Genomic DNA, 13,572 nt, shown 5'->3' with positions numbered 1-13,572 from the left:
GCGCATCGGCGGCGTCGCCGCGACCTGCGACGTCGGCGTGGCCGAGAGCGTCGCCGACCTCGTCGCGCGGACGATCCGGGAGCACGGGCCGGTCGAGGTCTATTGCTCGAATGCCGGCATCCTGCTGCGCGACCCCGATCCCGAGAATGCGGCCTCCGCGCCCGATGCCGACTGGGCGCGCGCCTGGGCGGTCAACGTGATGGCCCACGTCCACGCGGCATGCGCGCTGCTGCCGGATTGGATCGCCGGACGCGCGGGGACCTTCCTCGCCACGGTCTCGGCGGCCGGCCTGCTCAGCCAGATCGGCAGCGCGACCTATTCCACCACCAAGCACGCCGCCCTCGGCTTCTGCGAGCACCTCGCGATCACCCATCGCGACCATGGCATCCGCGTCGCCGCGCTCTGCCCGCAGGGGGTCGACACCGCGATGGTGCGCGGCGCCTCGGCGCGCGAGCCGGCGCTCCTCGACGGGCTGCTCAGCCCCGAAGCGGTGGCGGAGGCGGCGTTCGCCGGCCTCGCCGAGGGCCGCTTCCTGATCCTGCCGCACCCGCAGGTCGCCGGTTACGTGCGCCGCAAGGCCGACGACCACGACCGCTGGATCGGCGGCATGGCCAAGCTCAGACGCGCGAGAGGATGATCCGATGTCGCTGTTCGATCTCACCGGCAAGGTCGCCGTCATCACCGGCTCGTCCCGCGGGATCGGGCGCGCCATCGCGCTCCGCATGGCCGAGCAGGGCGCGCGGGTGGTGGTGTCGTCGCGCAAGCGCGAGGCCTGCGACGCGGTCGTCGCCGAGATCGAGGCGGCGCACGGCGCCGGCCGCGCCATCGCGGTGCCGGCCAGCATCTCGGTGAAGGAGGACCTCGTCCGTTTGATCGGCGAGACCAACGACCGTTTCGGCGCGGTCGACACGCTGGTCTGCAACGCCGCGAGCAACCCGTATTACGGGCCGCTGGCCGACATCAAGGACGAGCAGTTCACCAAGATCCTGTCGAACAACATCGTCTCGAACCACTGGCTGATCCAGCTGGTGGCGCCGGCGATGATCGCCCGGCGCGACGGCGCGATCGTCATCGTCTCCTCGATCGGCGGCCTCAAGGGCTCGCCGGTGATCGGCGCCTACAACGTCTCGAAGGCGGCCGACATGCAGCTCGCGCGGAACTACGCGGTCGAGTACGGCCCGCACAACGTCCGGGTGAACTGCATCTGCCCCGGCCTCGTCCGCACCGACTTCGCCCGCGCCCTGTGGGAGGATCCGAAGGTCCTGGAATCCGCGACCTCGCTCGCGCCTTTGCGCCGCATCGGCGAGCCCGACGAGATCGCCGGTGCGGCGATCTTCCTCGCCTCCGCCGCGGGGCGGTTCACGACGGGCCAGGCCATCGTGGTGGACGGCGGCGTGACGATCGCCAGCGGGGCGATCGGGTAGACGCCGCGCATTGCCCTCCCCCCTCGGCGGGGGAGGGAGACGCGGGTTCTACGCCGCCGTCCGTGCCGCTCTATCGTACCCGGCGAAGCTCCCGCCCTCGGCGACCAGCTTCTCCAGCAGGGAAGAGGGCGCGAATTCCGGCCCGTGTTCCGCCTCGAAGGCCTTCATCCGGTCGAGGATCTTGCCGAGGCCGATGCCGTCGGCCCAGTGCATCGGGCCGCCGGTGTAGACCGGCCAGCCGTAGCCGTTGATCCAGACCGTATCGATGTCGGAGGCGCGCAAAGCCTTGCCCTCCTCGAGGATCTTCGCGCCCTCGTTCACCATCGGATAGAGGCAGCGCTCCAGGATCTCCTGGTCGGTGACGGTGCGGCGGGCGATGCCCTTGCGCTCGGAGACGTCGCGGATCACCGCCTCGACCGCATCCGAGGGCGAGCGCTTCCGGTTCTCGTCGTAATCGTAGAAGCCGCGGCCGGTCTTCTGCCCCCGGCGGTCCTGCTCGCACAGGATGTCGCGCACGCTCTCGCCCTTCGAGGTTTCCGCCGACCAGCCGATGTCGAGGCCGGCCAGATCGCTCATCGCGAACGGTCCCATCGGCAGGCCGACGCCCTCCACCACCCGGTCGACGTCCTGCGGCAGGGCGCCTTCGAGGATCAGCTTGTTCGCCTCGCGCTGGCGCTGCTCCAGCATGCGGTTGCCGACGAAGCCGTGGCAGACGCCGACCAGCACCGCGACCTTGCCGATGCGGCGCCCGAGCGCCATCGCGGTGGCGATCACGTCGGGCGCGGTCTCGGCGCCGCGCACCACCTCGAGCAGGCGCATGACGTTGGCCGGCGAGAAGAAGTGCATCCCGATCACGTCCTGCGGGCGCCGGGTCATGCCAGCGATCACGTCGATGTCGAGGTAGGAGGTGTTGGAGGCGAGGATCGCGCCGGGCTTGGCGATGGCATCGAGCGTCCGGAAGATCGTGCGCTTGAGATCCATGTCCTCGAACGCCGCCTCGATGATCAGGTCGCAGCCGGCTAGGTCCGCGAAGTCGAGGCTGTCGGTGAGCAGCGCCATGCGGGTCTCGACGTCGGCGGCGGTGATGCGGCCTTTCTTCGCCGAGCCGTCGTAGTTCCGGCGGATCGTCTTCAGCCCGCGCTCCAACGCCTCGGCCTTGGCCTCGACGATCGTCACCGGGATGCCGGCGTTGAGGAAGTTCATGCTGATGCCGCCGCCCATGGTCCCGGCGCCGATGATGCCGACGCGGGCGACCGGGCGGGTCGGGACGTCCTTGCCGAGGCCCGGGATCTTGGCGGCCTGGCGCTCGGCGAAGAAGACGTGGCGCTGGGCGATCGACTGCGCGCCGTGCATCAGCCGCTCGAAGGTCTCGCGCTCGAAGACGATGCCCTCCGCGAACGGCCTGTTGCAGGCCGCCTCGACGCAGCGGATGCAGGCCTCGGGCGCCTCGAAGCCGCGGAACTTCTTGGCGTTCGCCTTGCGGAAGGCGTCGAACAGGGCGGGGTCGTCGCGCCCTTCCGCGATGCGGTCGTCGCGGTCGCGGATGCGGGGCGAGGCCTGTCCCTCGGCGAGGATGCGCTCGGCGAAGGCGGTCGCGTCGGCGACCAGCGTGTCCGCGCCGGTCAGCGCATCGAGCAAGCCCATCGCGTGCGCGGCCTTCGCGCCGACGGGCTGGCCCGAGGTGATGATCTCCAGGGCCTTCTGCGGGCCGACCACGCGGGGCAGGCGCTGCGTGCCGCCGGCGCCGGGGAGGAGGCCGAGCTTCACCTCCGGCAGGCCGAGCTTCGCCGAGGGCGTCGCCACGCGGTGGTGGCAGGCCAGCGCCAGCTCGAGCCCGCCGCCGAGCGCCTGCCCGTGGATCGCCGCGACCACCGGCTTGAATGAGGTCTCGACGATGTCGAGCAGCTCGCCGAGCCCCATGCCGCGGGGCGGCTTGCCGAACTCGGTGATGTCGGCGCCGCCGGAGAACAGCTTGCCCGAGCCGGTGAGCACGATCGCCCCGACCTCCGCATCCGCCCCGGCTTCCGCGATCCGGTCGCGCAGGCCCTCGCGGACGGCCGCGCCGAGCGCGTTCACCGGCGGCGAGGCGAGCGTGATGACGGCGACGCGGCCGTCGCGGCGGAGGGTGGTCGGGGTGTCGGTCATGCTGGCTTCCTCATCGTGCGCCGCGTCCGGCCGGGTCCGGGCGTCGGCGGTTTTCGAGATCGGGGTTCGGTCGCACGGGCCGGCGTCAGCCCGCGACGATGCCGCGCGTCCGCAGGTCGGCGATATGCTCCGAATCGAGGCCGAGTTCCGCGAGCAGCGCGCGCGTGTGCTCGCCGAGGCCCGGCGGCGGCCGGCGCACCGGGGGACGGGCTCCGTCGAGGCGGTAGGGCGGCGCGAGGACGGGCGATCGTCCCGCATGCAGCATGTGCGCTTCGGCCGTCCGATCGGAACGGAACGCCTCGTGCAGGCCGGCGACCTCGCCGCAGGGAATGCCCGCGTCCCGGAGCGCTGCGATCAGCGTCGCCCGCGGGATGCGCGCGAGCTCGCGGTCGATCTCGGGCGCGAGCCGGTCGCGGTGGCGCGAGCGGCCGAGGTTGGTCGCGTAGTCCGGATCGGCCGCGAGGTCCTCCCGGCCGATCACCGTGCAGAAGCGGCGGTACTGTCCGTTGTTGCCGACGGTGATGACCAGGGGGCCGTCGGCCGCCTCGAACACGCCGTAGGGCACGATCGCCGGGTGCGCATTGCCGACCCGCTCGGGATCGCGCCCGAGCGCGAGCGCCGCGAGGCCGACATAGGAGGTCAGGCTGAGACCGGAATCGTAGAGCGCCATCTCGACGTGGCGGCCGCGCCCGGTGCGGTGGCGCTGAAGGAGCGCCGCGAGCACCGCCTGGGCCGCATACTGGCCGGTGAACAGATCGACGGCCGCGACGCCGAACTTCAGCGGAGGCTCGTCCGGGCGGCCGTTCAGCGCCATGAGGCCCGCCTCGCCCTGCACCACGAGGTCGTAGCCCGGGCGTTCCGCCTCCGGCCCGTCGCCGACGTAGCCGGCGACCGAGCAGTAGATCAGCCCCGGGTTCTCCGCCGACAGGCGGTCGTAGCCGAGCCCGAGCCTGTCGGCGCCGCCCCGCTTGAAGTTCTGGATCAGCACGTCGCAGCCGGCCGCGATCCTTCGTGCCAGCGCCGCACCCTCCTCGGACGCCAGGTCGAGGCCGAGCGAGCGCTTGTTGCGGTTCACGCTGTCGAAATACGTCGTGTTGCCGGGGCTCGTGGCGACGCCCCAGTCGCGGGTGTCGTCGCCGCGGGTCGGATGCTCGACCTTGATCACGTCGGCGCCGAGATCGCCCAGCACCTGCCCGCACCAGGGCCCGGCGAGCACCCGCGACAGGTCGAGGACGCGGATGCCCGCCAGCGGCAGGTCCGGTTCCGTCGTCCGCTCCATCGGCTCCTCCTGGCCCCGTGTCCGGCAAGTCTGCGGCGCCGCTCGACAGCGGCCCGCCCGTTCAAGTTTCGAAAAACCGGTATGTTCGGTTGACAGCGCCCGGCATCGGCATAGATCGAATTTCGCAATCATGGAACAGCGGCCCGCACGAGGCCGCGTCTGGGAGGTTGGCGTGTCGCATCAGGCGATCCGGGAGACCGAGCCGACGGCGGAGCCGCGGGCACAGGCCTGGGCGCGCCATTTCCCGAATGCCTGCGACTGGGACGGCCCGGTCGAGATCGGCACCATCCCGGACCTGCTGGCGGCGGGCGTCGCCGCGGCGAAGGGCCCGGCCTTCGATTTCCGCGGACGCGCGATCGGCTTTCCCGAATTCGCCGACCACGTCGAGGCGGTCGCCGCCGGCCTGATTGATCGCGGGCTGACGCCCGACGCCACGATCGGCCTCCACCTGCCGAACACCCCGTTCCACCCGGTCGCCTTCCTCGCGGCGGCTCGGGCCGGCCTGCGGGTGGTGCACCTGTCCGGTCTCGATGCGCCGCGCGAGCTCGCGCACAAGCTCGGCACCACCCGCGCGCGCGTCCTCGTCACCACCAACCTCCCGGGCTTCCTGCCGGTGGCGCTGAAGCTCCTCGACGAGGGCGCCGTCGACACCCTGCTCGTCGGCGACGACGCGGAATGGGGCGCCTCGACGGTGTCCGAGCCGCTGCCGATCCCCGAGCGCCCGGGCGTCGTGACCCTGTCGGCCCTGCGCCGGGCTCCGCGTCCGGCGGCCTGGCCGCAGCGCAAGCCCTCCGACGTGATGCTGCTGCAGTTCACCGGCGGCACCACCGGGCTGCCGAAGGCGGCGATGCTGACCCACGGCAACCTGACGGCTTCCGTCTCGATGTACCGGCTCTGGACCGACGACGGGGACGAGGGCGAGGCCTCGGCCCGCACCGTCTGCGTGCTGCCGCTCTTCCACATCTACGCGCTGACGACGGTGCTGCTGCGCGGCATCCGCGGCGGCACCCAGATCCTGCTGCGCCAGCGCTTCGACCTGGACGAGATCATCGCCGACATCGAGGTCCGCCGCGCCACGGCGCTGCCGGGCGTGCCGACGATGTGGTTCGCGCTGCTGAACCGCCCCGGCATCGAGGCGGTGGACTTCTCGTCGCTGCGCTCGTGCATGAGTGGCGGCGCGCCCCTGCCCTTCGACGTGATGAGCCGCCTCAGCCGGCTGATGGGCGTGAACCTCGCCGTCGGCTGGGGCATGACCGAGACCGCGCCGGCGGGCACCCGCCTGCCGCGGGCGGGGGAGCGCCGCCCCGGCGTGATCGGCATTCCGCTGAAGGGCGTCGAGATGCGCGTCGTCTCCCTCGACGACCCGTCGGTGGAGGTGCCGACGGGCGAGACCGGCGAGATCGCGATCCGCGGGCCGAACGTCTTCGTCGGCTACTTCGAGCAACCCGACGCCACCGCGGACGCGTTCCGCGACGGCTGGTTCCTCACCGGGGACATCGGGCGGGTGGACGAGAACGGCCTGTTCGACCTGGTCGACCGGCGCAAGAACATGATCATCTCCGGCGGCTACAACGTCTATCCGGTGCAGATCGAGAGCGCGATCTACGAGCACCCGGCCGTCGCCGAGACGATCGTCATCGGCGTGCCCTGCGCGTACCGCGGGCAGGCGGCCAAGGCCTTCGTCACCCTGAAGCCCGGCGCCGAGCGCTTCAGCCTCGACGCGCTCAACGACTTCCTCGGCAGCCGCATCGGCCGCCACGAGATCCCCCGGGCGCTCGAGTTCCGGGACGCCCTGCCCCGCAGCCCGGCGGGCAAGCTGCTCGCCAGCGTGCTCGTCGCCGAAGAGCGCGCGAAGACCGGAGCCGACCCCGCATGACCGACGCCGTCATCGTCTCGACCGCCCGCACGCCGATCGGCAAGGCGTTCCGCGGCGCGCTGAACCTCACCGACGGCGCCGATCTCGGCGCGCACGCGATCCGCGCCGCCGTCGAGCGCGCGCGCGTCGAGCCGGGCGAGGTCGAGGAGGTGGTCCTCGGCTGCGGCTACCCGGAGAACGCCACGGGCGGCAACGTCGCGCGGCACGCGAGCCTCGTCGCTGGCATCCCGGTTTGGTCGGCCGGCATGACCGTGTCGCGGTTCTGCGCCTCGGGCCTGGAGGCGATCGCCAGCGCCGCCCGCCGCGTCATCCTCGACGGCGTCCCTGTGGCGGTGGCCGGGGGCCTCGAATCGATCAGCCTCGTGCAGCCGAAGGTGCAGAAGGAGCTGACCCGGAACGATTGGCTGCTGGCGCACCTACCGGCGATCTACATGCCGATGATCGAGACCGCCGACATCGTCGCTGGGCGCTACGGCATCTCGCGCGAGGCGCAGGATGCGTTCGCGCTCGAAAGCCAGCGCCGCACCGCGGCGGCGCAGGAGCGCGGCCTGTTCGACGACGAGATCGTGCCGATCTCCGCGATGATGTCGGTCACCGACAAGGCCACGGGCGAGACCCGCACCGTCGAGACCCGGCTCGCCAAGGACGAGGGCAACCGCCCCGACACGACGCTGGAAGGCTTGGCCAAGCTCAAGCCCGTGCGCGGCGAGCACGCGTTCGTCACCGCCGGCAACGCCAGCCAGCTCTCGGACGGCGCGTCCGCCTGTGTGGTGATGTCGGGGGCGGAGGCGGCGCGGCGCGGTTTGGCCCCGCTCGGCAGCTTCCGCGGGTTCGCCTCGGCCGGCTGCGGCCCCGACGAGATGGGCATCGGTCCGGTCTTCGCCGTCCCGCGCCTGCTCGAACGCCACGGGCTCAAGGTCGCCGACATCGACCTGTGGGAGCTGAACGAGGCCTTCGCCAGCCAGTCGCTCTATTGCCGCGACACGCTCGGGATCGATCCCGAGCGGGTCAACGTCAACGGCGGCGCGATCAGCGTCGGCCACCCCTTCGGCATGAGCGGCGCCCGCCTCGTCGGCCACGCCCTGCTCGAGGGCCGGCGGCGCAAGGCGCGCTACGCCGTCGTCACCATGTGCGTGGCCGGCGGCATGGGCTGCGCCGGCCTTTTCGAGATCGCCGCCTAGCGATCCGCGACGATCAGGAGACACCGATGGATCTGCGCTACACCGCCGACGAGATCGCGTTCCGCGACGAGGTCCGCAGCTTCTGCCGCGAGAAGATCCCGGCCGAGATCCGGCGCAAGGTCTCGGAAGGCCGCGGCCTCGGCAAGGACGACGTCGTCACGTCCCAGCGCATCCTGAACGCGCGCGGCTGGGCCGTGCCGCACTGGCCCAAGGAATGGGGCGGCCAGGATTGGACGCCGATCCAGCGCTACATCTACACCGAGGAGCTGCTGCAGGCGGCGGTGCCGCTGCCGCAGCAGTTCAACTGCTACATGTTCGGCCCGGTGCTCGCGACCTTCGGCAACCAGGAGCAGAAGCAGCGCTTCCTCGCGCGGGCGGCCAATCTCGACGATTGGTGGTGCCAGGGCTTCTCCGAGCCCGGCGCCGGCTCCGACCTCGCCTCGCTCAAGACCAAGGCGGTGCGGGACGGCGACCACTACGTCGTCGACGGCCAGAAGACCTGGACGACGCTGGGCCAGCATGCCGACTGGATCTTCTGCCTCGTGCGCACCGACATGGAGGCGAAGAAACAGCGCGGCATCTCCTTCCTCGTGATGGACATGACGTCGCCCGGCATCACCGTGCGCCCGATCATCACCCTGGAGGGGCGCCACGAGGTCAACGAGGTGTTCTTCGATTCCGTGCGCGTGCCGGTCGAGAACCTGATCGGCGAAGAGAACAGGGGCTGGGACTACGCGAAATTCCTGCTTGCCAACGAGCGCACCGGCATCGCCCGCATCGGCCTGACCAAGGAGCGCATCCAGCGCATCAAGCGCCTCGCCAAGGAGATGCCCTCCGGCGCCGGCTCGATGTGGGACGACGGCGATTTCCGCGGACGGGTCGCCGAGGTCGAGATCGAGCTGAAGGCGCTCGAGATCACGCAGATGCGGGTCGCGGCCAAGCAGGGCCGCGCCGATTCGGTGCAGCCCGACCCGGCCTCCTCGCTCCTGAAGATCCGCGGCTCGCAGCTGCAGCAGGCGGCGACCGAGCTGCTGGTGGAGCTCGCAGGACCGTTCTCGCTCGCCGCGCCCCAGCGCGGCGCCGGCGCCAACAACCCGCCCGGCGGCTTCGACTGGGTCGACGCGGCCGCGCCGAGCTACTTCAACAACCGCAAGGTCTCGATCTACGGCGGCTCGAACGAGATCCAGCACAACGTCATCGCCAAGGGCATCTTGGGCTTGTGAGACCTCCCGCAGGACGCACTGCGCCGCCCTCTCCCGTTCGGGAGAGGGTTGGGGAGAGGGATGCGACGTCGCAGGAAAGACCTGGAGCCCTCACCCTGTCCCTCTCCCGCACGGGAGAGGGGACCCGCGTTTCTCTCGGAAGCCTCTTCGCGGCTTCGAACGGATGACACCATGGACTTCGATTTCAGCGGCGAGCAGAACCTGTTGCGCGACAGCGTCGAGCGCTTCTGCGCCGACGGCTACCCGTCGCTGGAGGCGCGCCAGGCCCGGGCCCGCGAGCCTCTGGGGTTCTCCGAGCCGAGCTGGGGCAAGCTCGCCGAACTCGGCGTCTGCGGCCTGCTCTTCTCCGAGGAGGATGGCGGGTTCGGCGGCGGCGCCGTCGAGACGATGATCGTGATGGAGGCGATCGGCCGGAACCTCGCGGTCGAGCCGTTCTTCGCCAGCGGCGTGCTCGGCTCCACCGCGATCCGGCTCGGCGCCGATTCGGCCCAGAAGGCGCGCTGGCTCCCCGGGATCGTGGAGGGTTCGACCCGCCTCGCCCTCGCCCAGACCGAGCGGCAGTCCCGCTACGACCTTCACGATGTCGCGACCAGGGCCCGCCGCGACGGCTCGGGCTTCGTGCTCGACGGGCAGAAGAGCGTCGTGCTGAACGCCGATTCCGCCGGCTTGATCGTCGTCAGCGCCCGAGTCTCGGGCGAGCGCCGCGACCCGCACGGGATCGGCCTGTTCGTGGTGCCGGCCGATGCGCCGGGCGTCACCATCGAGCCCTATCCGACCCAGGATGGCGGCCGGGCCGCGGAGGTGACCTTCGCCGGCGTGGCCGTCGATGGCGGCGACGTGCTCGGCGATTCCGAGGGCGGCCTGCCGCTGCTGGTGCGCGTCGCCGAGCATGGGATCGCGGCGCTGGCGGCCGAGGCCCTCGGCTCGATGTCGGCGCTGCATGCGCTGACCGTCGATTACCTCAAGACGCGCAAGCAGTTCGGCGTCACGGTCGGCAGCTTTCAGGCGCTGCAGCACCGGGCGGTCGACATGCTGATCGCCCTCGAGCAAGCGCGCTCCATGGCGATTTACGGGGCGATGATGGTCGAGGCCGGCGATGCCGCCGAGCGTGCCGCCGCCCTGTCGGCGGTGAAGGTGCAGGTCAACAAGGCGTGCCGCTTCCTCGGCCAGGAAGCGGTCCAGCTCCACGGCGGCATCGGCATGACCATGGAGTACATCGGCGCGCACCACTTCAAGCGCCTGGCGATGATCGAGTACCAGCTCGGCGACACGCCCTACCACCTGCGCCGCGTCGCCGACGACGGCGGCCTGATCGCGGCCTGACGCGATCCGAGAACCCCGGGGACGCGTTAGTCGGCGGCCGCGTGGATCCCCATGAACAGCGGGCGCACGAAGATCTCGGCCGCATCGGCGCCGGCGACGTCGCACCAGCGGTCGAGGTCGGAGGCGGCGTCGATCATGCTGCTCACCACCTGCGCGGCGATCGACGGGTCGACGGCGCGGATCGAGCCGTCGGCGATGCCGTCGCCGATCGGGAAGGCCAGGCGCTCCCACAGGCGGCGCATGGTCAGCGGGATCTCGGCGCGCAGGGTGTCCGGCAGGGCGCCGACGGCGGTGCAGCGCAGGAGCGGGCCGCCCTCGGAGACCTGATGGCGCATCAGCGCACGGGCGCAGGCGGTGATCCGCGTCCAGCCGGTGCCGCCGGCCGCCTCGGCCGCCTCCTGCTCCCGGCGCAGGATGGCGAAGGTGCGCGCGAAGCACTGGGCGATCAGGTCGTCCTTGTTGTCGTTGTGATGGTAGAACGAGCCCTTGGTGACGCTGAGCCGCGCCGAGATCTTCTCAACCGAGGCGCCGCGATAGCCTTCCTCGTTGATCAGCGCCGTCGCCGCCCGCAGGAACGGCTCGGTCGGGTCGCCCTGGGCCGTGATCGGGTCCGGTGCGTCGCCGCTCCAGCGGCTCTCCGGGCTCGCCAAGCCGTGCAGCAGGAGATCGGCGATCCGCGCCCCGACGCGGGGGTAATCCGCCGCCTCGTAGCGGTCGATCCAGGCGCGGACCGTGTGCACCACCGAAACGACGAGGTGCGTCCGTGCCCGCAACGCGTCGCGGTCGAGGCCGGGGAAGGCGGCCTCGGGGAAGAACGCGGCGCGCGCCTGCCGGAAGAAGGCGTTGTAGGCGGCGTAGACCGCCGCGCTCTGCGGCTCGGGCAGCGCGCGCATGTCGGTCAGCCGGACCTGAGGCGCCCGCGCCCCGGTCTCGATCGCCGCGAGGTCGCGGAAGTAGGCGGCCAGGAATGCGGAGAGGCGCTCTGCCGGGTCGGCGAGCGCCGCCGTCTCGGCGAGCAGCGCCTCGTGCCACGCGATCGTGCTGACGTAGCAGGCGGCCGCGAGGTCCTCCTTGCGGCGGTAATAGTAGGTGATGCTGTTGGGCATCAGCCCGACGCTGCCGCCGACGTCGTTCAGCGCCGTGCCGCGGATGCCGCGGGCATTGAAGTGCCGTGCCGCCGCATCGAGGATCGCCCCACGCTTGAGGGCATAGCGTTTGGTCTGCCCGGCCGCGGGCCTGCCTCCGTCGATCATCCCAGCGGTTGAGCATGGCGGCGCACGAACTGACAAGCGCCGCGCCGTCAAACGTGGTACTGCGAAGACACAGGCCGACGGCTTCGTACTTTTAGACGGTTGCGGTGGGTGCGCGGCCGTCTGATCCTCACCGCATGATGATGCAGCACGAAGCGGCGTATCAGCCCCATCCCGAAGCCGCGACCGCCCGCCTGTCGGGCCGGTCGCGCACGAGTGCCCGCCCCATGCTGTACGACGCGTTCGAGATGCAGTGCGACCTGGCCCAGCAGACGCGGGCCTGGGGGCGCGTGCTGCACGATGCCGTCTCGCCCTGGACCGCCTTCGGCGATCCGGTGAACTGGATGTCGGCCGGCGCCCGCATGATGATGCGCGCCGGACTGACCTTCGCGCGCCCGTCCTTCGGCATCGAGGCGGTGACGGTCGGCAACCGCGAGGTTTCGGTGGTCGAGGAGCCGGTCCTCGTCACGCCGTTCGGCACCCTGCTGCGCTTTCGCAAGGACATCGATTCCGAGCAGCCGAAGGTGCTGGTCGTGGCCCCGCTCTCGGGCCACTTCGCGACGCTGCTGCGCAGCACGGTGAAGACCCTGCTGCCCGACCACGACGTCTACATCACCGATTGGCACAACGCCCGCGACGTGCCGCTCTCCGACGGCGCGTTCGGGTTCGACGACTATGTCGGGCACCTCGTGCAGTTCCTCGGGGCGATGGACGGCCCCGCGCACGTGCTTGCGGTCTGCCAGCCGACCGTCCAGGCGCTCGCCGCCGCCGCCGTGATGGCGGAATCGAAGGATGCGGCCACGCCCCGCAGCATGACGCTGATGGCCGGCCCGGTGGATTGCCGCATCAGCCCGACCTCGGTGAACGCGCTCGCCACCTCGAAGCCGATCGAGTGGTTCGAGAAGAATCTGATCGCCACCGTGCCGCGGCGCCACAAGGGCGCCGGCCGCCGGGTCTATCCCGGCTTCGTCCAGGTCTCGGCCTTCGTCTCGATGAACACCAAGCGCCACGTCCAGGGCCATGCGGACCTGTTCTGGCACATGGCCAACGGCGAGGTCGAGAAGGCCGACGCGATCGCCGGGTTCTACGACGAGTACTTCGCCGTGCTCGACCTCGCGGCGGAGTTCTACATCGAGACCGTCAAGACGGTGTTCCAGGATTACACCCTGGCCAAGAACGAGCTGACCTATCGCGGCAACCGGATCGACATGCGCGCGATCCGCAAGACCGCGCTGATGACGGTCGAGGGCGAGCGCGACGACATCTGCGCCGTCGGCCAGACCATGGCGGCGCACGACCTCTGTACCGGCCTGCTGCCGCACATGCGCAGCCACCACCTCCAGGCCGGCGTCGGCCATTACGGGGTGTTCTCGGGCCGCAAGTGGGAGGGGCAGACCTACCCGCTGGTGCGCAACTTCATCCAGTCGCACAACTGAGGACGGCCGCCCCGCCCTGAGCGGATTTGACCCGCACGTGCACGATGCGCACCATGCTAGCTTGCCTGCACGAACGTGCTGGTTCGAGGGCGGCGAGGCGATTGCGGGCGTGAGCAGTAACGATCCGAAGCGATCCGGCAACGCCGCACGGCTCGACCGGCTGGTGGCGCGCTCCAACGCCGCCGGCCTGTGGGAGCGGGCCTGGCCGGTGCTGTGGCGCGGCCTCGGCGTCGTGCTGGCATTCCTCGCCGTCTCCTGGCTCGGCCTCTGGCTCGATCTCTCCGCCACCTGGCGCATCGTCGGCCTCGTCGCCTTCGGTGCCGCGCTGGTCGCCGTGCTCGCCCCCGACCGTCATCAGCGCGGTCTTGCGGATCGCGCGCATGTCGATCCGGTTGCCGCGATAGGTCAGCTCGTTCTTGGCCAGGGTGTAATCCT

The 13,572-nt window shown here is 71.1% G+C and carries 11 protein-coding genes; 8 read left to right on the top strand and 3 right to left on the bottom strand.

The window, feature by feature from the left end; all coding sequences use genetic code 11:
* On the top strand, positions 1–637 hold a 637-nt coding region (locus tag FV223_RS08335), incomplete at its 5' end, for an SDR family oxidoreductase (protein WP_147726375.1).
* Positions 638–641: 4 nt separating this feature from the next.
* On the top strand, positions 642–1,424 hold the full coding sequence (locus tag FV223_RS08330; protein WP_147726374.1) for an SDR family oxidoreductase: 783 nt from the start codon (positions 642–644) through the stop codon (positions 1,422–1,424).
* A 48-nt stretch (positions 1,425–1,472) separates the two neighbouring features.
* On the opposite strand, the gene FV223_RS08325 is transcribed toward FV223_RS08330, so the two are convergent.
* Both FV223_RS08325 and FV223_RS08320 read right to left on the bottom strand, forming a co-directional pair.
* On the bottom strand, positions 1,473–3,569 hold the full coding sequence (locus FV223_RS08325) for a 3-hydroxyacyl-CoA dehydrogenase NAD-binding domain-containing protein (RefSeq protein ID WP_147726373.1): 2,097 nt from the start codon (positions 3,567–3,569) through the stop codon (positions 1,473–1,475).
* Positions 3,570–3,654: 85 nt separating this feature from the next.
* Positions 3,655–4,848 carry a CaiB/BaiF CoA-transferase family protein gene (locus FV223_RS08320; RefSeq protein ID WP_147726372.1) on the bottom strand — a complete coding sequence of 398 codons (1,194 nt, stop codon included), beginning with the start codon at positions 4,846–4,848 and terminating at the stop codon, positions 3,655–3,657.
* Positions 4,849–5,020: 172 nt separating this feature from the next.
* Here FV223_RS08320 and FV223_RS08315 point away from each other — a divergent pair, with 172 nt between their 5' ends.
* From FV223_RS08315 to FV223_RS08300, 4 genes are all read left to right on the top strand, one after another.
* Complete coding sequence (locus tag FV223_RS08315) at positions 5,021–6,724, top strand: AMP-binding protein (protein WP_246689642.1); 1,704 nt, start codon at positions 5,021–5,023, stop codon at positions 6,722–6,724.
* Complete coding sequence (locus tag FV223_RS08310) at positions 6,721–7,905, top strand: acetyl-CoA C-acyltransferase (protein WP_147726370.1); 1,185 nt, start codon at positions 6,721–6,723, stop codon at positions 7,903–7,905. The genes FV223_RS08315 and FV223_RS08310 overlap by 4 nt, the downstream gene beginning before the upstream one ends.
* Positions 7,906–7,931: 26 nt before the next feature.
* Positions 7,932–9,128 (top strand): acyl-CoA dehydrogenase family protein, encoded by a 1,197-nt coding sequence (locus FV223_RS08305; RefSeq protein ID WP_147726369.1) that lies wholly within the window; start codon positions 7,932–7,934, stop codon positions 9,126–9,128.
* 171 nt (positions 9,129–9,299) lie between these two features.
* Positions 9,300–10,451 carry an acyl-CoA dehydrogenase gene (locus FV223_RS08300; RefSeq protein WP_147726368.1) on the top strand — a complete coding sequence of 384 codons (1,152 nt, stop codon included), beginning with the start codon at positions 9,300–9,302 and terminating at the stop codon, positions 10,449–10,451.
* A gap of 26 nt (positions 10,452–10,477) precedes the next feature.
* Here the strand turns inward: FV223_RS08300 and FV223_RS08295 are convergent, their stop codons facing one another.
* Complete coding sequence (locus FV223_RS08295; RefSeq protein WP_147726367.1) at positions 10,478–11,704, bottom strand: TetR/AcrR family transcriptional regulator; 1,227 nt, start codon at positions 11,702–11,704, stop codon at positions 10,478–10,480.
* Between the two features lie 224 nt (positions 11,705–11,928).
* Here FV223_RS08295 and phaZ point away from each other — a divergent pair, with 224 nt between their 5' ends.
* On the top strand, positions 11,929–13,137 hold the full coding sequence (phaZ, locus tag FV223_RS08290) for a polyhydroxyalkanoate depolymerase (RefSeq protein ID WP_147726376.1): 1,209 nt from the start codon (positions 11,929–11,931) through the stop codon (positions 13,135–13,137).
* A gap of 109 nt (positions 13,138–13,246) precedes the next feature.
* The coding region (locus FV223_RS32550; RefSeq protein WP_348644786.1) for a DUF4175 family protein at positions 13,247–13,572 on the top strand (326 nt) is incomplete at its 3' end.

The sequence above is a fragment of the Methylobacterium sp. WL116 genome (genome assembly GCF_008039455.1).
Lineage (GTDB): Bacteria > Pseudomonadota > Alphaproteobacteria > Rhizobiales > Beijerinckiaceae > Methylobacterium.
Note: the sequence above shows the minus strand (reverse complement) of the source record. Positions and strands in the feature narration are given on the sequence as shown.

Excerpts from the sequence above, each read along its gene's own strand:
- FV223_RS08310 (WP_147726370.1), top strand. The coding sequence starts at position 6,721 with ATGACCGACGCCGTCATCGTCTCGACCGCCCGCACGCCGATCGGCAAG.
- FV223_RS08320 (WP_147726372.1), bottom strand. The coding sequence starts at position 4,848 with ATGGAGCGGACGACGGAACCGGACCTGCCGCTGGCGGGCATCCGCGTC.
- FV223_RS08325 (WP_147726373.1), bottom strand. The coding sequence starts at position 3,569 with ATGACCGACACCCCGACCACCCTCCGCCGCGACGGCCGCGTCGCCGTC.
- phaZ (WP_147726376.1), top strand. The coding sequence starts at position 11,929 with ATGCTGTACGACGCGTTCGAGATGCAGTGCGACCTGGCCCAGCAGACG.
- FV223_RS08295 (WP_147726367.1), bottom strand. The coding sequence starts at position 11,704 with ATGATCGACGGAGGCAGGCCCGCGGCCGGGCAGACCAAACGCTATGCC.
- FV223_RS08300 (WP_147726368.1), top strand. The coding sequence starts at position 9,300 with ATGGACTTCGATTTCAGCGGCGAGCAGAACCTGTTGCGCGACAGCGTC.
- FV223_RS08305 (WP_147726369.1), top strand. The coding sequence starts at position 7,932 with ATGGATCTGCGCTACACCGCCGACGAGATCGCGTTCCGCGACGAGGTC.
- FV223_RS08330 (WP_147726374.1), top strand. The coding sequence starts at position 642 with ATGTCGCTGTTCGATCTCACCGGCAAGGTCGCCGTCATCACCGGCTCG.